Source organism: Alistipes sp. Marseille-P2263 (assembly GCF_018101075.1).
GTDB classification, from domain to species: domain Bacteria; phylum Bacteroidota; class Bacteroidia; order Bacteroidales; family Rikenellaceae; genus Alistipes; species Alistipes dispar.
In genome coordinates, this window is the sequence record NZ_JAGQEJ010000006.1 from 1 (window position 1) to 20,090 (window position 20,090).

Annotated in this window: 16 protein-coding genes; 12 read left to right on the top strand and 4 right to left on the bottom strand. The window is 64.6% G+C overall.

Annotated features, from left to right (window positions below; genetic code table 11):
* Positions 1-223 precede the first annotated feature (223 nt).
* Complete coding sequence (gene murF / locus KB554_RS08280) at positions 224-1,507, top strand: UDP-N-acetylmuramoyl-tripeptide--D-alanyl-D-alanine ligase (protein ID WP_211035554.1); 1,284 nt, start codon at positions 224-226, stop codon at positions 1,505-1,507.
* 105 nt (positions 1,508-1,612) lie between these two features.
* Here murF and KB554_RS08285 read toward each other — a convergent pair whose 3' ends face one another.
* Positions 1,613-2,737, bottom strand: coding sequence for a porin (locus tag KB554_RS08285; protein WP_242116242.1), 1,125 nt, complete (start codon positions 2,735-2,737; stop codon positions 1,613-1,615).
* A 260-nt stretch (positions 2,738-2,997) separates the two neighbouring features.
* On the opposite strand from KB554_RS08285, the gene KB554_RS08290 reads away from it, so the two are divergent.
* The 6 genes from KB554_RS08290 to gdhA all read left to right on the top strand — a co-directional run bounded on the left by KB554_RS08290 (position 2,998) and on the right by gdhA (position 10,804).
* The gene (locus KB554_RS08290; RefSeq protein ID WP_141429211.1) at positions 2,998-3,324 is read left to right on the top strand and encodes a nucleoside triphosphate pyrophosphohydrolase family protein; all 327 of its coding nucleotides are present in this window, start codon (positions 2,998-3,000) and stop codon (positions 3,322-3,324) included.
* Positions 3,325-3,383: 59 nt separating this feature from the next.
* Positions 3,384-5,384 (top strand): oligopeptide transporter, OPT family, encoded by a 2,001-nt coding sequence (locus KB554_RS08295; protein WP_211035556.1) that lies wholly within the window; start codon positions 3,384-3,386, stop codon positions 5,382-5,384.
* Positions 5,385-5,423: 39 nt separating this feature from the next.
* Positions 5,424-6,641 carry a peptidase T gene (gene pepT, locus KB554_RS08300; RefSeq protein WP_211035558.1) on the top strand — a complete coding sequence of 406 codons (1,218 nt, stop codon included), beginning with the start codon at positions 5,424-5,426 and terminating at the stop codon, positions 6,639-6,641.
* A gap of 16 nt (positions 6,642-6,657) precedes the next feature.
* On the top strand, positions 6,658-8,586 hold the full coding sequence (locus KB554_RS08305; protein WP_211035560.1) for an NAD(+) synthase: 1,929 nt from the start codon (positions 6,658-6,660) through the stop codon (positions 8,584-8,586).
* 20 nt (positions 8,587-8,606) lie between these two features.
* Entirely contained in the window at positions 8,607-9,209 is a 603-nt protein-coding gene (locus KB554_RS08310) for a DUF4923 family protein (RefSeq protein ID WP_211035562.1), read from the top strand.
* A gap of 239 nt (positions 9,210-9,448) precedes the next feature.
* Positions 9,449-10,804, top strand: coding sequence for an NADP-specific glutamate dehydrogenase (gene gdhA, locus KB554_RS08315; RefSeq protein WP_211035563.1), 1,356 nt, complete (start codon positions 9,449-9,451; stop codon positions 10,802-10,804).
* A 162-nt stretch (positions 10,805-10,966) separates the two neighbouring features.
* Here the strand turns inward: gdhA and KB554_RS08320 are convergent, their stop codons facing one another.
* From KB554_RS08320 to asnS, 3 genes are all read right to left on the bottom strand, one after another.
* The gene (locus tag KB554_RS08320) at positions 10,967-11,575 is read right to left on the bottom strand and encodes a hypothetical protein (RefSeq protein WP_141429200.1); all 609 of its coding nucleotides are present in this window, start codon (positions 11,573-11,575) and stop codon (positions 10,967-10,969) included.
* A gap of 88 nt (positions 11,576-11,663) precedes the next feature.
* On the bottom strand, positions 11,664-13,085 hold the full coding sequence (rpoN, locus tag KB554_RS08325; RefSeq protein ID WP_141429198.1) for an RNA polymerase factor sigma-54: 1,422 nt from the start codon (positions 13,083-13,085) through the stop codon (positions 11,664-11,666).
* 113 nt (positions 13,086-13,198) lie between these two features.
* A complete protein-coding gene (gene asnS / locus KB554_RS08330) occupies positions 13,199-14,587 on the bottom strand; it encodes an asparagine--tRNA ligase (RefSeq protein WP_141429196.1) in 1,389 nt (462 codons plus the stop codon).
* Positions 14,588-14,706: 119 nt separating this feature from the next.
* Between asnS and KB554_RS08335 the strand changes: the two genes are divergently transcribed.
* The 5 genes from KB554_RS08335 to KB554_RS08355 all read left to right on the top strand — a co-directional run bounded on the left by KB554_RS08335 (position 14,707) and on the right by KB554_RS08355 (position 20,086).
* Positions 14,707-16,044 (top strand): glycoside hydrolase family 2 TIM barrel-domain containing protein, encoded by a 1,338-nt coding sequence (locus tag KB554_RS08335; protein ID WP_211035565.1) that lies wholly within the window; start codon positions 14,707-14,709, stop codon positions 16,042-16,044.
* Positions 16,045-16,155: 111 nt separating this feature from the next.
* Positions 16,156-16,629, top strand: a complete 474-nt coding sequence (gene rlmH, locus KB554_RS08340) for a 23S rRNA (pseudouridine(1915)-N(3))-methyltransferase RlmH (RefSeq protein ID WP_141429193.1) — start codon at positions 16,156-16,158, stop codon at positions 16,627-16,629.
* Positions 16,630-16,634: 5 nt separating this feature from the next.
* The gene (locus KB554_RS08345) at positions 16,635-17,219 is read left to right on the top strand and encodes a LuxR family transcriptional regulator (protein ID WP_211035733.1); all 585 of its coding nucleotides are present in this window, start codon (positions 16,635-16,637) and stop codon (positions 17,217-17,219) included.
* Between the two features lie 92 nt (positions 17,220-17,311).
* Positions 17,312-19,594 (top strand): TonB-dependent receptor, encoded by a 2,283-nt coding sequence (locus KB554_RS08350; RefSeq protein WP_211035568.1) that lies wholly within the window; start codon positions 17,312-17,314, stop codon positions 19,592-19,594.
* A 6-nt stretch (positions 19,595-19,600) separates the two neighbouring features.
* A complete protein-coding gene (locus KB554_RS08355) occupies positions 19,601-20,086 on the top strand; it encodes a hypothetical protein (RefSeq protein WP_211035570.1) in 486 nt (161 codons plus the stop codon).
* The last annotated feature ends 4 nt before the right edge of the window (positions 20,087-20,090 follow it).

Here is a 20,090-nt window from a genome sequence, read left to right on the forward strand (position 1 = left end):
AAGACGTAAGGAAAGTTAACGGGGAGTGGAGAGTCCAGAAGGTCGGTTGATTTTTGTATTTTTTTTTTTTTTAAAAAACAAAAGACGGCATCCGATTTCCGGAGGTTTGGGGGGGGCGGGGAGATGTAAAAAGGAAAAAGAAAGTAAACCCCCACACCGCCACCACCCCCCCCGGCCCGCGGGGGGCCGGGGGCCCCCCCCCGCCCCGCCATTCCAGAACCCCATGTCCGAACTCTACGAACTTTTCCTCGAACACCCCGTCGTCTCGACCGACACGCGCCGGATCGTGCCGGGGTCGGTCTTCTTCGCCCTGCGCGGCGCCACGTTCGACGGCAACCGCTTCGTCGCCGAAGCCCTCGTCCGTGGAGCGGCCTTCGCCGTGGCGGACGATCCCGCGGCGGCCGGCGGCGATCCCCGCATACGTTTCGTACCCGACACGCTGCAAGCCCTCCAGGCTCTCGCGCGCGAACACCGCCGCGCACTGGGCATCCCGATCCTCGCCATATCGGGCAGCAACGGAAAAACCACCACCAAGGAACTCGTGAGCCGCGTCCTCGCGAGCCGTTTCGAGGTCTATGCCACCCGCGGCAACCTCAACAACCACATCGGCGTCCCGCTGACGCTGCTGGCGATGGATGCCCGCACGCAGTTCGGCATCGTGGAGATGGGCGCGAGCGCCTGCGGCGAAATCGCCCTGCTGGCCTCCGTCGCCGACCCCGACTACGGCCTGCTGACCAACGTGGGACGCGCCCACCTCGAAGGGTTCGGAGGCCCCGAGGGGGTCCGCCGCGGCAAGGGCGAGCTGTTCGACTACCTCGCCGCGCACGGCGGCACGGCCTTCGTCCCCGAGGAGGACGCGACGCTCTCGGCGATGGCCGCCGAACGCCCCGCGATGGCCGTCGAACGCTATTCGCGCTCGCTGGCCGACGGCTTGGAAAACCGGCTCGAAGGTAGCTACAACCGGTACAACATCGCCGCGGCCGTCGCCGTGGGACACCGCTTCGGCATCCCCGACGGGGAGATACGCCGAGCCATCGCCTCCTACACGCCCGACAACAACCGCTCGCAGCGCACCGAGACGGAGCGCAACACGCTCGTGGTCGATTGCTACAACGCCAATCCGTCGAGCATGCGCGCGTCGGTCGAGAACTTCCTCGCCGAACCGCTCGGCCGCCGCACGGCCCGGGTGCTCATCCTGGGCGACATGCTCGAACTGGGCGAGTGGTCGGCCGAAGAGCATGCCACCGTCGTCCGGCTCGCTTTGCAGGGAGCCGGCGCCTTTGGCGCCGCACCGCTTCCGGCCGGAACCGCCACGCAACTGCTGCTGGTCGGTCCGGAGTTCGCCCGCGCCGTGGCGGCCCTTCCCCGCAAACCCGCCGCGACGGAGCTGTTCGCCTCGCGCGAGGAGCTGCTCGAACGGCTCCGCACGCGCCCCGTGGAGAACGCGCTCGTCCTGCTCAAGGGATCGCGCGGCATCGGACTGGAGAAGGCGCTCGAGGCATTGTGATCCGCCGGAACACGGCACGGACGGCGCGGGAAACGGATTTCCGCGCCGTCCGTCGTATCGCCGCCACCGGAGTCTCCGGAAGAGAGCACGGCTCCGCCTTCGGAATCAGAAGCGGCACATCAGCTCCACCACCAGTTTGTCCTGCTCCGAAAGGGCCGGACGCACCGATTCGCGGTAGAAATAGGCCTCGTAGTTGAGCCGGATGTCGGCCGTGAAAGGCAGCCCGAGACTGAACGTCAGGCCGCCCGTGAGACGGTGGCGGCGGGCGTCGTCCGTCTCCAGCACGCCCCCTTCGCCGAACAGGCCGTCGCTGTGGTCGGACATGTAGTCGTAACGCGCCAGCACCGAGACCTTGCGGAACCATCGCCGGAGGGGAAAATCCCGGCATACGAAGGCATCCACGGCATTCACGCCGGGAAAAAGCCCGTCGGCATACTCCTTGCGCAGGTACTCGCCCTCGACATGCCAGCGGCCGTGCTCGTAGTAGGCCCCGGCGTCGTACATCATGATATCGACCTCGCCGGGACGTATCTTCTGCACGCTGGCCGACAGGTTGAAACGCCCGCCCAGCCGTGCCTGCGCCTTGAGCGAATAGTTGAACCGTCCGGTCCAGAAATCCTTCTGCGCGGTCAGCCCCGAACCGTTGAAAACGCCCGCCTCGAGCACCACCGGCACACGCCGCCCGAACCGCCAGCCGAGCGTCGCCCCGACGTCGCGCACGTTCCCCGCCTGCTTGGCGATGAACGAACGGTTGGCGAAATACTGCTCGTGGGGCGAACGGTGGGCGTCGATGGTGAACGGCACGCGCATCTGTCCGATCGTGAAGGAGAGCCTGCGGCGCAGCATCCCCAGCCGGACATAGGCGTCGAGCATTTTGATCGAACCCTCGTCCGAGAGGTCGATCTCCGCCTTGTAGGCCACCGCCGGCAGCAGATCGCCCGAAAGGCTGAAGCGGGCGTTCCGCACCTCGAAGCGCCCCTTGCCGATTTCGGGCTGGTATTCGAACTTGCCGCGCACGGTCCCGTGGACCTGCACGGAAAAGGCGCGCCCGGCGCTCCGGACCGCCAGCGTATCGGAGGACCCTGCCGCAGAGCCGCCGGTCTCTTCCGCGACGGCCGTCCCGGCGGTCCGCCGCCCGAACGGCATCAGACCGCCCGCCCGGACAGCGGAGGGCGCGGCGCAGAGGACCGACGAAAGGAGAAGGATGACGGGATGTTTCAGCATTCGCATATCCGTTTTAGCGGGGCAGCGGACAGAGGCCCGCCCGGGCCGTCCGGCTGCCGTGTTCAACCGGCCGCAAAAGAAGCGAACGGATATTACAATCCGGCGGCATCCGTATTACATTCCGGTAAAAGGAGACCGCACAGCACCGCCGCACAGCGGATTTTTTCCGGAAAGCAGGCGAAGGAGGTCCGCTTCCGGGCGGATTTTCCGTATTTTTTGTTATTTTTGCCTTTCGGTAACACGAACCCCGAAAAAACACTCGCACCATGACACTCAACGAATACCAGCGGCACGCCCTCGAAACGGCCGTCTATCCTGAACAGAGCCGCATCATCTACCCCACGCTCGGACTTACGGGCGAAGCCGGCGAAGTGGCCGACAAGGTGAAAAAGGTGATCCGCGACGCCGGCGGGGAGTTCACGCCCGAGAAGCGGCAGGAGATCATGAAGGAGATCGGCGACGTACTGTGGTACTGCGCCACGCTTTCGCACGACCTGGGCTTCGACCTCGAAGAGGTCGCGCAGACGAACGTGGACAAACTCCGCTCGCGGATGCAGCGCCACCGGATCGCCGGCAGCGGCGACAACCGCTGACCGCCGCACATCCTGCGGAAAAGCCCCGACAAACACACCAACTCATAGAGATTCGATACATGGAAGAGCAGAAACCTCAGACTTCGCTGCCCGAGAACGCCTACCGGGAGCTCAAACCGGGCGAGGAGTACCGTCCCCTGATGCCCGCCGCCTCGTCGCCGACGGAGGTAACCCCCTATTCGGTCCTCATGGGCGTCGCAATGGCCGTCGTCTTCTCGGCCGCCGCCGCGTTCCTCGGCCTCAAGGTCGGCCAGGTGTTCGAAGCCGCCATCCCGATCGCCATCATCGCCGTAGGCATGGGCACGGTGCTGGGCAAGAAGAACATGCTGGGACAGAACGTCATCATCCAGTCGATCGGCGCCTCGTCGGGCGTGATCGTCGCCGGAGCGATCTTCACCCTTCCGGCGCTCTACATCCTCGGCCTCGACGCCGCCTTCTGGCAGGTGTTCCTCTCGTCGCTCTTCGGCGGCCTGCTGGGCATCGTGCTGCTCATCCCCTTCCGCAAATACTTCGTCAAGGAGATGCACGGCAAGTATCCCTTCCCCGAAGCGACGGCCACCACCGAAGTGCTGGTCTCGGGCGAGAAGGGCGGCGACCAGGCCCGCCTGCTGGCCGTGGCGGGCCTCGTGGGCGGTCTGTACGACTTCGTCGTCGGGACCTTCGGGCTCTGGACCGAGTCCGTCTCGACACGCATCTGCACGTGGGGACAGGTCGCCGCCGACAAGTTCAAGGTGGTCTTCGGCCTCAACACCTCGGCCGCCGTGCTGGGTCTGGGCTACATCATCGGACTCAAATACGCCATGATCATCACCGCCGGTTCGTGCCTCGTGTGGTTCGTCCTCGTGCCCGTCGCGGGGTCGCTGGCCGAAGCGATCGACCCCGCGGCGATGGCTTCGCTGCTGGGCGTGACGAACCCCGAACTGCTCGCGCATCCCGAGAGCCTCTTCACGGCCGAGAACCTCTTCGCCTTCATCGGCAAGCCCATCGGTATCGGCGGCATCGCCATGGCCGGGATCATCGGCATCGTCCGCCAGTCGAAAATCATCCGTCAGGCCGTGGGGCTGGCCGTCTCGGAGTTCGGCGGCGGCAAGACGACGGGAGGTGGCGACACGCAGCGCACGCAGCGCGACCTCACGATGAAGCGCGTGCTGACGATTCTCGTCGCCACGCTGCTCGCGGTCTTCGTCTTCTTCCATTTCGGCCTGCTGGACGGCTGGGTGCAGTCCGTCACGGCGCTGCTGATCGTCTTCGTCATCTCGTTCCTCTTCACCACCGTCGCGGCCAACGCCATCGCCATCGTCGGCACGAACCCCGTGTCGGGCATGACGCTCATGACGCTCATCCTCTCGTCGCTCGTGCTGGTGAGCGTCGGGCTGAGCGGCACGACGGGCATGACCGCCGCGCTGGTCATCGGCGGCGTGGTCTGCACGGCTCTCTCGATGGCCGGCGGCTTCGTCACGGACCTCAAGATCGGCTACTGGCTCGGCACGACGCCCCGGAAGCAGGAGACCTGGAAATTCCTCGGCACGCTGGTTTCGGCCGCCACGGTCGCCGGCGTGATGATCGTGCTCAACAAATCCTACGGTTTCGTGGGTGAAGGGGCGCTCGTCGCCCCGCAGGCCAACGCCATGGCCGCCGTGCTGCAACCGCTCATGACCGGAGGGCAGACCCCGTGGATGCTCTATTTCTGCGGCGCCGCGCTGGCGCTGACGCTCACCGCGATCGGGGTTCCGGCCCTGGCCTTCGCGCTGGGCATGTTCATCCCGATGGAACTGAACGCCCCGCTGGTCGTCGGCGGCCTGGTGGCATGGTTCGTCTCGAACCGCTCGAAGGACGGCGCGCTGAACAAGGCGCGCTTCGACCGCGGCACGCTCATCGCCTCGGGATTCATCGCCGGCGGCGCGCTGATGGGCGTGGTGAGCGCCGTGCTGAAATTCTGCGAGGTGGACTGGTATCTCGCACGCTGGGCCGCCTCGAACGCGGCCGAATGGACCGGGCTCGCCATGTACATCGCCCTGATCGGCTACTTCGCATGGCACACCCTGCGGGCCAAGAAATGAGGAGTAACATCTAAAAAGACACGATTAAAAAGACACGATATGGAACTCAAGGAACGATTTCTGAAATACGTCTCCTACGACACGCAGTCGTCGGAGGAGAGCGCGACCTTTCCCTCGACCGAAAAGCAGAAGGTGCTGCTCGGCGTCCTGCGCGACGAGATGGAGGCACTCGGCATGACCGAAGTGACGATGGACCGATACGGCTATGTGATGGGCACGATCCCCGCGACGCCCGGATGCGTGAACGCTCCGGTCATCGGCTTCATCGCCCATGTGGACACCTCGCCCGACATGAGCGGCAAAGACGTCCGGCCACGCGTCATCGAGGAGTACGACGGCGGCGACATCGTCCTCAACGGACAGCTCACGATGCGCGTCGCGGAGTTCCCCGAGCTGGCGTTCTTCAAGGGCCACACGCTGATCCACACCGACGGCACGACGCTGCTCGGGGCCGACGACAAGGCGGGCGTGGCGGAGATCATGAGCGCCGCGGAATACCTCATGACGCATCCCGAGGTCGAACACGGCAAGATCCGCATCGGCTTCACGCCCGACGAGGAGGTGGGTCGCGGCGTCGATCACTTCGACGTCGCGGCGTTCGGCGCCGATTTCGCCTATACCGTGGACGGCGGCATGGAGGGCGAGCTGGAGTACGAGAACTTCAACGCCGCGAGCGCCCGGATCGACATCCAGGGCCGCAACGTCCACCCGGGCTACGCCAAGGGGAAGATGATCAACGCCCTCGACGTGGCCTGCGAGTTGCAGACCCTGCTCCCGGCCGAACAGCGGCCCCAGTACACCGAAGGATACGAGGGATTCTACCACTGCGTCGGCGTGAACGGCACGGTCGAACGGGCCGCGGTGAGCTACATCGTCCGCGACCACGACGCCGACAGGTTCGAACAGAAGAAGGTGTTCCTCTGGAGCTGCGTGGACCTGCTGAAGAAGAAATACGGCGACGGCGTGCTGACGCTCACGCTCAAGGACCAGTATTTCAACATGCGCAAGATGGTCGAGCCGCACCCCCAGGTGATCGAAAAGGCCCTCGAAGCGATGAAACAGGCCGGCGTGAAGCCGCTCGTGAGGCCCATCCGCGGCGGCACGGACGGCGCGCGCCTCTCGTTCATGGGGCTGCCGTGTCCGAACCTGTTCACCGGAGGCATGAATTTCCACGGCAAATTCGAATACTGCTCGCTCGACACGATGCACAAGGCCCGGCAGGTCATCCTGAATCTGGCGCAGCTTTGGGCGCGCTAAACACGGAACAAATCCTATGGATGCTTTCGGATTCCTGAAGGTCGCGGCGGCCGTCCCGCATCTCGGCGTCGGCGACTGCGACTACAATACGGAGCGCATGGCCGCTTTGGCCGAAGAGGCCGCGCAGCGGGGCGTCGAGATCGCGGTGTTCCCCGAACTCGGCGTCACGGGCTACACGTGCGGCGACCTGCTGCTGCAATCCACGCTGCTCGACGCCGCGGACGAAGCGTTCGGACGGCTCGTCCGCGCGACGCGCAAACTTCCGCTCACGCTCATCGCCGGTCTCCCGCTGCGCCACGGCACGACGCTCTACAACTGCGCCGCGGTCTTCACGCAGGGACGCGTGCTGGGCGTCGTTCCCAAGAGCGTCATTCCCGGCTACTCCGAGTTCTACGAACCCCGCTGGTTCGCCTCGGGAGCCGGTATCTCCGGCGAACGGATCGACGTGGCGGGCCAGTCGGCGGACTTCGGCACGGATCTCACCTTCGAGGTGAACGGCGCGGAGTTCGGCATCGAGATCTGCGAGGACCTCTGGGCCGCCGTTCCGCCCTCGTCGCTCCTCGCGGCGGGCGGCGCGAAGGTGATCTTCAACCTCTCGGCTTCGCCCGAGGTCGTCGGCAAGCACGACTACCTGCGGCAGCTCGTCGCCCAGCAGTCGGCACGGACGCTCTCGGCCTACGTCTATTGCTCGGCGGGCTTCGGCGAATCCTCGACCGACCTGGTCTTCGCCGGAAACGCCCTGATCGCCGAGAACGGACGGATCCTGCGCGAGGCGGAGCGCTTCTCGGCCGACGAACAGCTCGTCGTGGCCGATGTGGACCTCCAGCGGCTGGAATTCGAACGCCGCCGCAACACCTCGTTCCGGCAGGCCGAAACGGCCCCGGAGCTCACCGTGATCGAAATGGAGGTTCCCGAAGGGCTGCGTGCCGCGGCGCTCGACCGCGACATCGACCCGATGCCGTTCGTACCCCGAGACGAGCGCCGCCGCAGCGAACGCTGCGAGGAGGTGTTCCGCATTCAGTCGCACGGACTGGCCCGGCGGCTCCGCCACACGCGCTGCCAGAAAGCCGTCATCGGCATTTCGGGCGGACTGGATTCGACCCTCGCCCTGCTCGTCGCCGTCCGTGCGTTCGACTTCCTGGGGCTCGACCGGCAGGGCATCCTCGGAATCACCATGCCGGGCTTCGGCACGACGGACCGCACCTACCGCAACGCCCTGCAACTGATGCGCGGACTGGGTGTCACGGTGCGCGAAATCCCGATTCGCGACGCCTGTCTGCAACACTTCCGCGACATCGGCCTGCCGCCCGAGGACCGTTCGGCGGCCTACGAGAACGCCCAGGCCCGCGAACGGACGCAAATTCTGATGGACGTGGCCAACATGGAGGGCGGTCTGGTGGTCGGCACGGGCGATCTGTCGGAACTCGCGCTGGGCTGGGCCACCTACAACGGCGACCAGATGTCCATGTACGGCGTGAACGCCTCGGTTCCCAAGACCCTCGTGCGCCACCTGGTCCGATGGGTCGCCGACACCGCGGAGGACGGCGCGACGCGCGCCACGCTGCTCGACATACTCGATACGCCCGTCAGCCCCGAACTGCTGCCTGCCGAGGCCGACGGCTCGATCGCCCAGCGCACCGAAGACCTCGTGGGTCCCTACGAACTGCACGACTTCTTCCTCTACTACTTCCTGCGCGCGGGATACGGCCCGGCGAAACTGTGCTATCTGGCCGAGCGGGCCTTCGCCGGAAGCCACGATGCGGCCGCAGTCCGCAAATGGCTCGGGGTCTTCATCCGCCGCTTCTTCTCGCAGCAGTTCAAGCGCTCGGCCATGCCCGACGGCCCGAAAGTCGGCACGGTGACCCTCTCGCCGCGCGGCGACTGGCGGATGCCCTCCGACGCCGCGGCCGAAGCATGGCTGAAAGAACTCGACACCCTATCCTGAAACCCAAAAACGAACGAACGATGAAAAAACGGATCATATTCCCGCTGTTCCTGCTGCTGCTCGCCGGCGGCACGGCCGCGGCGCAGAACTGGCAGGAGGCCCTCAAACAGGCCGCCACCGCCGTCGGCGACAAGGCCACGGACGGCAAACTGACGCAATACGCCCTGCCCGGCACATGGACCTATTCGGCCCCGGGCGTGCGGTTCGAGGGCGAGGACGCCGCCGCGGACCTCGGAGCCGCGCTGCTCGTCCCCGCCATTTCGGAACAGCTCGCCAAACTCTACCTGGCCGCGGGTATCCAGCCGGGCAGCAGCACCGTCACATTCGACAGGGAAGGCGGATTCACCGCCGCATTCGGCAAGCAGAAACTCACGGGCTCCTACGAATACGACGCCGGGAGCCACACCGTCTCGGTATGCCCCTCCGACGAGAAACTCGAGAAGATCGGCGCCGTTTCGGGACGCGCCTACGTCTCCGGCTCGGAACTGCAACTGCTCTTCCCCGTCACCAAACTGCTCGAACTGGCGAAGGACGTCAGCAGTCAGGCCGCCTCGCTGGAAGCCGCTTCGGCACTGCTGGCCAACTACAAGAACCTCTACATCGGATTTTCGTTCAAGAAATAGCCCGACGGCCGAAAGGCCGGAAAAATTTTCAAAAAAATTCCAGATGACGGATTCGCGGCGAATCCGTCATTTTTCGTTACGGTTGCACGGCTCCGTCCCCGCACAACTCCCGGACCGTAAGCAACAGGGCCGGAACAGATATGTAAAATATTTACGAAATTTTTAAAGAAGTTGCACAATAGCGCCGAATGTCGTATTTTTAGGGTCGGAAATCACACGAATCACACAATATCACGCCTATGAACGAACAAGCCAGACAGTATGTCGAAGATTTCATGGCCCGGCTCATCGCCCGCAACCCGGGCGAGGCGGAGTTCCACCAGGCCGTCCGCGAGGTGGCCGAATCGCTGGCCCCGCACATCGTGGCGAGCCCCGTATTGCAGAAGATGAAGATTCTCGAACGCATCGCCGAACCCGAACGCGTCGTCATCTTCCGCGTACCGTGGCTCAACGACAAAGGGGAGATCGAGATCAACCGCGGCTACCGCGTGCAGATGAACAGCGCCATCGGCCCCTACAAGGGCGGCATCCGCTTCCATCCCTCGGTGAACCTCTCGATCCTCAAGTTCCTGGCCTTCGAGCAGACCTTCAAGAACAGCCTCACGACCCTCCCGATGGGCGGCGGCAAGGGCGGATCGGACTTCGATCCGAAGGGCAAGTCGGACAACGAGGTGATGAAGTTCTGCCAGTCGTTCATGACCGAGTTGCAGCGCCACATCGGACAGGACACCGACGTCCCGGCGGGCGACATCGGCGTGGGCGGCCGGGAGATCGGCTTCCTCTTCGGCCAGTACAAGCGGCTGCGCGACGAGTTCACCGGCACGCTCACGGGCAAGGGCCGCGACTGGGGCGGCAGCCCTCTGCGCCCCGAGGCCACGGGCTACGGCGTCTGCTACTTCGCCCAGGAGATGCTCGCCGCACGCGGCGATTCGTTCGAAGGCAAGACCGTGGCCGTTTCGGGTTCGGGCAACGTCGCCCAATACGCCTGCCAGAAGGCCACGGCGCTGGGAGCCAAAGTCGTGACGCTCTCCGATTCGTCGGGCTACATATTCGACCCCGACGGCATCACGCCCGAGAAGCTCGACTACGTGATGGAGCTGAAGAACATCTTCCGCGGCCGCATCCGGGAGTACGCCGACCGCTATCCGTCGGCCGTCTATCACCCCGGCGAGCGTCCGTGGGGCGAGAAGTGCGACATCGCCATGCCGTGCGCCACGCAGAACGAGCTGGACGGCGAGGACGCCCGCAAACTCGTCGGCAACGGCTGCCGGTGCGTGGCCGAAGGGGCCAACATGCCCTCGACGCCCGAGGCGATCCGCCTCTTCCAGCAGCACCGCCTGCTCTACGCCCCGGGCAAGGCGGCCAACGCCGGCGGCGTGGCCACCTCGGGACTCGAAATGTGCCAGAACTCGATGCGCCTCGCATGGACGCCCGAGGAGGTGGATGCCCGGCTGCACGCGATCATGCGCAATATCCACGCGGTCTGCGTGCAGTACGGCACGGAGCCGGACGGGTATATCAACTACGTCGTGGGGGCCAATATCGGCGGCTTCATGAAGGTGGCGAACGCCATGCTCGCCCAAGGTTGCGTCTGACGCACGCCGCCACCGGATCCCCGGAAAAGCGCTCTCCGAAACGGAATTCACCCCTGTCGCAATTCGATTGCGACAGGGGTGAACCGTTTTTCCAGAAGTCCGCCGACCCGGCTTCCGCTTCCCGGCGGAAACGACGGGCACGGCCGAAACGCACCTCCCGGGTCAGAGAAAGAGCATCGCCAGCGTCGCCACGACGAACCCGCCGCCGAAACCGGCCAGCACCTGCCGCCCGTTGTGACAGCCGAGGTAGAGCCGCGCCGAGGCCAGCGCCCCCGCTCCGAGCAGGGCGATCGTCAGCGGCAGGAGCATGTGCCCCACGCCTGCGACGTTCATCACCACCAGCAGCGCCACGGCAGCCCCCATGCCTGTCAGGTGCAGGCTGATCTTCCACCGCAGGGAGACCGCGAAGCACATCGCCTCGCAGCAGGCCGCCGCGACCATGAACTTCCGCAGGAAGACCACCGAAGGAATCTTGGAGATCGTGACGGCGCACAACACGTAGCAGACCGTCCCGACCAGCAACGGCAGCAGCCGCTCGCGCCGGTCATCGACCCGGAAATCGGAGATGCGCCCCAGCGACCGCAGCACCCCGAGCGCCAGGACGGGAATGATGACCGCATAGAGCACGACCACCCACAGCAGATAGAATTTCACGTTGGCGGGGTAAAGCGCGAAGGTCGTGGCCGTCAGCAGCAGCACGATCATATAGACCGGCAGCACGAACGGATGCAGGACCCACGATATGCCGTTCGAAAGTTTCGTGTAATTCATTCCGGATTCGGTTTATGTCTTCCGGCGCGCCGCGGTGCGCCGTCGTCCGTGAAAATTCTCCGCAGGCGGTCTTCCCGCCCGTTCATACTCATATCTGTTTGCGCAGCCGCGCGACCGGAATGCCGAGCATCTCGCGGTATTTGGCCACCGTGCGGCGGGCGATGCGGTAGCCCTTCGCGTTGAGAATGTCCATCAGCGTCTCGTCCGTGAGCGGCTTGCGCTTGTCCTCTTCGTCGATGCACTCCTGCAGGATGTTCTTGATCTCGTAGCTCGACACCTCCTCGCCCGAATCGGTCTGCATCGCCTCCGAGAAGAGCGACTTGAGCAGGATGATCCCGAACTGCGTCTGCACGTACTTGCTGTTCACCACGCGCGAAATGGTCGAGACGTCGAGCCCCGTGCGGTCGGCGATGTCCTTGAGGATCATCGGCCGCAGCTTGGACTTGTCCCCGTCCTTGAAATACTCCTGCTGGTAGTCCAGAATGGTCTGCATCGTGCGCATCAGCGTATCGTGCCGCTGCTTGATGGCCGAAATGAACCACTTCGCCGAGTCGATCTTGCTCTTGACAAACTGCACCGCCTCCCGGTCCTTCTCGCGGACCAGCCCGCCCGAGCCGACCATCTCCCGGATCATGTCCATGTAGCGGCGGTTGATGCGCACCTCGGGCACGTTGTAGGAGTTGAGCGACAACTGGAAATGCCCGTCCTGGTAGTCGAGCAGGAAGTCCGGCACGATATAGGGCGTCGTGTCGGTTCCGCCCTCGACATAAAGGTTGCCGGGCTTGGGCGAGAGGCGCTTGATCTCGGCGATCGCGTCCCGGAAGTCGTCCTCCGAGATCTGCAACCGCGACATGAGCTTCTCGTAATGCTTCTTGACGAACTCGTCGAAATAGTTCGTCAGAATCTTCCGCGCCAGCCGCTTGGGACGGGTGTCCATCGGCTGCTGGGCCATCTGCAGGAGCAGACATTCCCTCAGATCGCGCGCGCCGATGCCCGCGGGCTCCAGTTCGTGAATGATCCCGAGCAGCCGCTCCAGCTCCCCGGCCGAAGTCTCGATGCCCACCGTGAAGGCGATGTCGTCGGCCACCGATTCCAGGTCGCGGCGCAGATAACCGTCCTCGTCAATGCTCCCGACGAGGTAGGTCGCCAGCTTCATGTCGCGCTCCGAGAGATTGCGATAGCCCAACTGCTCGAGCAGGTACTCCGGCAGCGAACGTCCTTCGGTGAGATAGACCGGCCGCTGCTTGTCGTCCTTCGAATAGTTGTTGATGCGGCTCTTGTACGAAGGCGTGTCGTCCTCGCGCAGGTATTCGTCCACGGAGATCTGCTGGGGCTGCTCCTCCTCGTCGGAGGCATGCTCCTCTTCCTCCAGCACGATGTTCTCCTCGATCTCCTGCTTGATGCGCTGTTCGAGCTGCACGGCGGGCAGTTCCAGCAGCTTGATCATCTGGATCTGCTGCGGAGAGAGTTTCTGCTGAAGGGAAAGTACCTGTTTCTGATTGATAGCCATAATGGGTCCAAATTTAGAATTTCACAATCGCCGTTCGCCGGGCCGAACCGTCGGAAGCCCCGCCGTGCGGTCGTTCATTCCAATCTGGTCTCTTCATCGTTCGGGTGTCCGTCTTAAAAATCGGCATGCTGCGGCGTGCGCGGGAAAGGCTGCACGTCACGGATGTTGGTCATGCCCGTCACGAAGAGCAGCAGCCGGTCGAAGCCCAGCCCGAAGCCCGAGTGGGGAGCCGATCCCCAGCGGCGGGTGTCGAGATACCACCAGAGTTCCTTCTCGCTCATGCCTAATTCGGCGACCCGTGCATGAAGCTTGCCGTAATCGGCCTCGCGCTCCGAACCGCCGATGATTTCGCCGATTCCGGGGAACAATACGTCCATAGCGCGTACCGTGCGGCCGTCGTCGTTCTGTTTCATGTAGAAGGCCTTGATATCCTTCGGGTAGTTGATCAGGATGACCGGACGCTTGAAGTGCTCCTCCACCAGGTAGCGCTCGTGCTCCGACTGCAGGTCGCAGCCCCAGTCGCAGGGAAATTCGAACTTGCGGCCCGAAGCCTTCAGTATTTCGATGCCTTCGGTGTAGTCGAGGCGCTTGAAGTCGTTCTCCAGCACGAAGCCCAGCCGCTCCAGCAGCCCCGGATTCCACATCTTGTTCATGAACTCGAGGTCCTCGCGGCAGTGCTCCAGCGCATAGCGGATCAGGTACTTGAGGAAGTCCTCGGCCAGCTCCATGTTGTCCTCCAGGTCGTAGAACGCCGCCTCGGGCTCGATCATCCAGAACTCCGACGCATGGCGCGGCGTATTGGAGTTCTCGGCGCGGAACGTGGGACCAAAGGTGTAGATGCGTCCCAGCGACAGCGCGCCCAGCTCGCCCTCGAGCTGTCCCGACACCGTGAGATTGCACGACTTGCCGAAGAAGTCCTTCGTGTAGTCCACCTCTCCCTCGGCATTGCGGGGGACATCGTTCAAATCGAGCGTCGTCACCTGGAACATGGCCCCGGCGCCTTCGCAGTCCGAAGCGGTGATGATCGGGGTGTGGAAATAGTAGAAGCCGTTCCGGTTGAAATACTCGTGGATGGCGTAGGCCATGGCGTGACGGATGCGGAGCACGGCGCCGAAGGTGTTGGTGCGCGGACGCAGGTAGGCGATGTCGCGCAGGAACTCCAGCGAGTGGCCCTTCTTCTGCAGGGGGTAGCTGTCGGGATCGGCCGTGCCGTAGATCTCGATGTCCGAAGCCTGCACCTCGACGCCCTGCCCCGAGCCGGGCGAGGCCACGAGCCGGCCGTCCACACGGATGCAGGCCCCCGTGGTCACGGGTTTGAGCCGCTCTTCGGCGATCTTCTGCAAATCGACCACCACCTGTATGTTCGCAACGCACGACCCGTCGTTCAGGGCAATGAAGGCCACGTTCTTGTTTCCGCGCTTGGTGCGCACCCAGCCTTTGACCACCACGTCGGAGTCCACGGCTCCGGACTTCAGAATTTCTACGATTCTCTGCGTTTTCATATTATCTGTTTTAATCCTGTTTCAGGGTATTTTTCCGAATTGACAAAGTTAGCCATAATTTGCGATTTGGCAAAAAAAAAGTACCTTTGCACGTACTCACGAACCGAATTCGGACTCCGATGAAACGAACGATAACGACAGCGGCCCTCGCCCTCTCGGCGCTGGCCGCAGCGGCGCAGGACTACGGGGAATCCTCCGCCGTGAGAATCGACGAGGCGGGACGCATCCACCGCACCGAGGTCATTCCCTACGATACGCGCCGCGACGCCGAGGCCCGCAACCGCGAGGCGGGCGGCTACTACCTCGCCTTCTCGCCGCGGCAGATGGCCGCGGCCGGCGACATGGCCGTATCGGGCGCGACCCTCGACATTCCCTACGCCTGGACCGACGGGGTGATCTACCTCCACCTGGAGAACGTCGGATCGGCCTACTCGCTCTGGATCAACGACCGCCCCGTGGCCGAAGTCGAGGATCCCGCGACACCCGCCGAGTTCGCCGTCTCGCCCTACATCCGGCAGGGAGCCAACGACATCCGCCTGGTCCTGCGCCCGAGCGCGACGCCGCAGATCAACCCCGCGACGCCCCGGCGCGAAGCCTTCGCGAACAGCTATCTCTACTACCAGAACAAACGTTCGATCCGCGACTTCGAGATCGCCCTCGTGCCCGACTCGACCCGCAGGTTCGGCGTCCTGGAGCTGGCCATCGTCGCCCAGAACGCCTTCAACTACGACGAGAAGGTGACCGTCGGATACGACATCTACTCGCCGCAGGGCAAGTTGCTCGACTTCAACATGCGCGAAGTCTCGATCCCGGGCCGTTCGGTCGATACGGTGCGTTTCAGCCCCTTCATCTACGGCTCCTACGACAACGAGTGGAAGGCCGGCGGCAAGACGCCGCCCCTTTACAAGGTGATGCTCTTCACGCGCCGCGACGGCGTTTACAAGGAGTACATGCCCCTGCGGATCGGATTCGGCCGGACCGAACTGGAGGAGGGCCGCCCGATGCGGCTGGGCAGGGAGTTGCAGCTCGTCCGCGCCTCCTACAACGCCGCGGCCGATCCCGAGACGACCCTCGCCGAGCTGAAAGCGCTCAAGGCGCAGGGCAAGAACACCGTCTGCCCCGACTTCCCGCAGCCGGCGTGGTTCTACGAGCTCTGCGACCGGACGGGGCTCTACGTGATCGACCGGGCCGCCATCGACGCCCCCGAGCGGCGCGACGACCGCCGCGTGGGCGGCACGCCCTCGAACGACCCCGCACTGGCCGACGAGTACCTCGAGCGGGTCCGGGCCATGTACTACCGTTCGCGCAATTTCACCTGCGTGGTGGCCTACGACCTGGGCAGCCCCTCGGGCAACGGATACAATATGTATAAGGCCTACGAATGGCTCAGGTCGGTCGAACCGTCGCGTCCGGTGATCTACGGCGACGCCGACGGCGAATGGAACACGGACCTCTGATCCGGCGGGGCCCCGTGCGGACGGGCGGAACGCGCGGGGCCCGGCTCCGAAACGCCGCTCTGTAAAGGAGGCCGGCGCATCCTCCCCTCCCGACATGCAAAACGGAAAACCATGACCATCGAACTGCTCGCCATAGGAAAGACCGACTCGAAGGAGGTCGCCGCGCTGGTCGAAATGTACGCCCGGCGGGTGAACTTCTACTGCAAGTTCTCCGTCACGACGCTTCCCGACGTGCGCAACACGCGCAAGCTCACGCCCCGCCAGCAGGCCGCGGCCGAGGGCGAGGCGATCCTGCGCCAGACGGCCGAGGGCGATTTCGTCGCGCTGCTCGACGAACGGGGCGAGGAGTTCCGCTCGGTGGAGTTCGCCCTCTGGCTCCAGAAACGCCTCAACAGCGGGCCGAAACGTCTCGTGCTGGTCATCGGCGGTCCCTACGGCTTCTCCGAGGCGGTCTATGCCCGAGCCGACGCCCGCATCTCGCTCTCGCGCATGACCTTCTCGCACCAGATCGTCCGTGCGATCTTCGCCGAACAGATCTACCGCGCCTTCACGATCCTGCGCAACGAACCCTACCACCACGAATGACCGTCATGCGACAAGCTCCCGCCATAGCGATCCTCTCCCCCAACGTCCTGACGGCCATCGGACTGAGGTCGATCCTCGAAAAGGTCGCCCCGGCGGCCGAGACCGAACTCTTCGGCTCGTTCCGGGACTTCGAGGCCGCCGGCCCGGAGCGCTTCTTCCACTACTTCGTCACCGCCCGCCTCTTCGTCGCCCACGCCGCCTTCTTCCGCGAACGCCGCCACAAGACGATCGTTCTCTCGTCGGGCGAGCCCCATCTGGCCGCACGGGGAATGCACTGTCTCGACGTCCGCACCGCCGAAGAGCGGCTCGTCAGCTCCCTGCTCCGCCTCCAGCGCAGCGCCCGGCGCCCCGAGCACGCCCTGACCGCACCGCCGCACGCCGCGCAGACGCTCTCGGACCGTGAGGCCGAAGTGCTGACGCTCATCGCCGAAGGGCTGCTGAACAAACAGATCGCTCAACGGCTGGGAATCGGCCTGACGACCGTCATCTCCCACCGCCGCAACATCATGGAGAAACTCGGCATCCGCTCCGTCGCGGGGCTGGTCGTCTATGCGCTGACGGAGGGTTACGCTCCGACGGACGACATGTGACCGCCCGAAAAAACGGTCTCCTCACAAATTAGGATTGCAGCAACCAAAATAAAACCGTTACTTTGTACCCCCGATCGACCCATTTGCGGATCATGCGTTACAGGTTGCTGTCCATATTGCTGCTGCTCCCGGCCCTTCCGGCCGCGGCGCACGCCGTGAAAAGCCCTTCGCCGGCCCCCGATACGGAGGCGGCCGACACGGTGATCGTCGTGGACAAGGTGCAGGTCACGGCCATCAAGCAGGGCATGGTGCTGCGCTCGCAGCCCGTCGCCTCGTCGATCGTCGGCAGCCGCGCCATCGGGCGCGACCGCGTCGTCGCGCTCGGGGATCTGTCGCAGAACGTGCCCAACCTCCATATCCCCGACTACGGGTCGCGCATGACTTCGTCGATCTACGTCCGCGGACTGGGCGCACGCATCGACCAGCCGGTCGTGGGGCTGAACATCGACAACGTGCCGGTGATGAACAAGGACAACTTCGACACGGAGCTGGCCGAAGTCGAACGCATCGAGGTTCTGCGCGGGCCCCAATCGACCCTCTACGGCCGCAACACGATGGGCGGCGTCATCAACATCTACACCCTCTCGCCGCTCGACTGGCAGGGCGTGCGCCTCACGGCCGAATACGGCAGCGGCGACAGCTACCGTTTCCGGGCTTCGCTCTACGAGAAACTCGCACCCGGGCTGGGCACGGCCGTCTCGGGTTACTACACCCGTGCCGGAGGCTTTTTCGAGAACCTCGCGACGGGCCGCAAATGCGACTGGGAACGGTTCGGCGGCGGCCGCTGGCGCACGCAGTGGCGCAACGGCAAGGGGCTGCGCCTCGACAACTCCCTATCCTTCTCGGTGCTCGAACAGGGAGGCTATCCCTACGCCTATGCCGGCGAGGAGATCGTCCGCGACGGACAGACCGTCATCCGGCCCGGCGAGATCCGCTACAACGACCCTTCGGGCTACCGCCGCACGACTCTGAGCGACGGCCTCACGCTCCGCTACGACGCCGCGGCCTTCTCCGTCTCGTCGATCACCTCGTACCAGTACTCCGACGACGCGATGACGCTCGACCAGGACTTTCTGCCGCTCTCCTACTTCACGCTCCGGCAGGCCCGCACGGAACACGCCCTGACCGAGGACCTCGTTTTCCGCTCCCGCGACGACCGTTCCTACCGCTGGCTCTTCGGGGTCTTCGGCTTCTACCGCCATGCGACGATGTCCGCCCCGGTGGTCTTCAAACAGACCGGCATCGAGGAGCTGATCCTGGCCAACGCCAACGCCCACGACGGGCTCTACACCTATTCGTGGGACGACACGGAACTGCCGCTGGCAAGCCGCTTCCGCATCCCCGCCGCAGGGGGCGCCCTCTACCACGAATCCGCCTGCACCCTCGGCCGCTGGCATCTCGCCGCCGGGCTGCGTCTCGACGTCGAACACTCGCGGCTGCGCTACGACAGCCGGACCGTCGCCAACTACACCGCCACGGACCGCCGCACCGGCGTTTCGACCTCGCTGCACAAACCCATCGAGGTCGCGGGGCGGCTCGAACGCACCTTCGCGGAGCTGCTGCCCCGCTTCTGCGTCCTCTACGCCTTCGACGAGGTGCGCAACCTCTACCTGACGGTCTCCAAAGGCTACAAGGCCGGCGGATTCAACACCCAGATGTTCTCCGACGTGCTCCAGCAGGAGATGACCGCGGCCATGGGTTTCGGCCGCACGTACGACGTGGACGACGTGGTGACCTACGAGCCCGAACAGAGCTGGAACTACGAGCTGGGCGGCCACTTTTCCTGCATGGAGGGGGCCGTGCGGGGCGATTTCGCCCTGTTCTGGATCGACTGCCGCAACCAGCAGCTCACCGTCTTCCCCGAAGGTTCGACCACGGGCCGCCTGATGACCAACGCGGGCCGCACGCGCAGCTTCGGAGCCGAAGCCGCCGTCCGGTTCACGCCGTGGCGCAACCTCGGCATCGACACCTCCTACGGCTACACCGACGCCCGCTTCGTCCGCTACGACGACGGGCAGGAGGACTTCGGCGGCAACCGCATCCCCTACGCTCCGCAGCACACCTTCTCGGCCCGGGCGGTCTGGACGCTCCCCACGGGCGTCGCCTGGCTGGGCGACCTCGTGCTGCAAGCCGGCGTCCGCGGCACGGGACGCATCTGGTGGAACGAAGCCAATTCGCTGTCGCAGCCCTTCTACGCGCTCCTCGACGCCTCGGTGCGCCTCGAACACGCCCGCTATTCGATCGGTCTCTGGGGCCGCAACCTCGCCGGTACATCCTACGACGTCTTCTATTTCAAGTCCGTGGGCAACGAATTCGTCCAGTGCGGACGTCCCCGCACGCTGGGCATCACCCTGAACATTCACATCAACAACTGAACGACCATGAAGAAATTCCTGATTCTGCTCCTCACGCCCCTTCTCCTCGCAGCCTGCAACGACGACGAGGAGTTCACGCCCGATGCCGGGGCCTACGTCTGCTCGCTGCGCGTGACGGACGCCTCGACGGGGCAGCCCACGCTCGAAGACACCGGCATCGAGTGCCTGCTCACCGAACAGCCGGACAAGAGCATTTCGCTGACGATGAAAGACGTGAAATTCTCCACGAGCCCGCACGAACCCAGCAAGACCATCGTCTTCCCCCGGCTGGCCTCCCGGTCCGAAGCGGGCAAGACGACCATCTACGGCATCGGGAACGACGGAATCGTCCCCGAGATCGGCGACCTGCCGCGCCCCGACTTCGTGATCGAAGAGTTCGAGTGCACGCTCACCGACGACTCGAACAGGCTGCGCATCGCCTTCATCTGCAAGAACACGGACTACCGCCTGAACCACAAGGCGGAGTTCGAAGGAACGAGAAAACTCAAATAAACAA

Coding starts and splice junctions, on each gene's coding strand:
- KB554_RS08285 (WP_242116242.1), bottom strand. CDS start 2,737: ATGCGAATGCTGAAACATCCCGTCATCCTTCTCCTTTCGTCGGTCCTC.
- gdhA (WP_211035563.1), top strand. CDS start 9,449: ATGAACGAACAAGCCAGACAGTATGTCGAAGATTTCATGGCCCGGCTC.
- rlmH (WP_141429193.1), top strand. CDS start 16,156: ATGACCATCGAACTGCTCGCCATAGGAAAGACCGACTCGAAGGAGGTC.
- asnS (WP_141429196.1), bottom strand. CDS start 14,587: ATGAAAACGCAGAGAATCGTAGAAATTCTGAAGTCCGGAGCCGTGGAC.
- KB554_RS08295 (WP_211035556.1), top strand. CDS start 3,384: ATGGAAGAGCAGAAACCTCAGACTTCGCTGCCCGAGAACGCCTACCGG.
- murF (WP_211035554.1), top strand. CDS start 224: ATGTCCGAACTCTACGAACTTTTCCTCGAACACCCCGTCGTCTCGACC.
- KB554_RS08290 (WP_141429211.1), top strand. CDS start 2,998: ATGACACTCAACGAATACCAGCGGCACGCCCTCGAAACGGCCGTCTAT.
- KB554_RS08345 (WP_211035733.1), top strand. CDS start 16,635: ATGCGACAAGCTCCCGCCATAGCGATCCTCTCCCCCAACGTCCTGACG.
- KB554_RS08310 (WP_211035562.1), top strand. CDS start 8,607: ATGAAAAAACGGATCATATTCCCGCTGTTCCTGCTGCTGCTCGCCGGC.
- rpoN (WP_141429198.1), bottom strand. CDS start 13,085: ATGGCTATCAATCAGAAACAGGTACTTTCCCTTCAGCAGAAACTCTCT.
- KB554_RS08335 (WP_211035565.1), top strand. CDS start 14,707: ATGAAACGAACGATAACGACAGCGGCCCTCGCCCTCTCGGCGCTGGCC.
- KB554_RS08350 (WP_211035568.1), top strand. CDS start 17,312: ATGCGTTACAGGTTGCTGTCCATATTGCTGCTGCTCCCGGCCCTTCCG.
- KB554_RS08305 (WP_211035560.1), top strand. CDS start 6,658: ATGGATGCTTTCGGATTCCTGAAGGTCGCGGCGGCCGTCCCGCATCTC.
- pepT (WP_211035558.1), top strand. CDS start 5,424: ATGGAACTCAAGGAACGATTTCTGAAATACGTCTCCTACGACACGCAG.
- KB554_RS08320 (WP_141429200.1), bottom strand. CDS start 11,575: ATGAATTACACGAAACTTTCGAACGGCATATCGTGGGTCCTGCATCCG.
- KB554_RS08355 (WP_211035570.1), top strand. CDS start 19,601: ATGAAGAAATTCCTGATTCTGCTCCTCACGCCCCTTCTCCTCGCAGCC.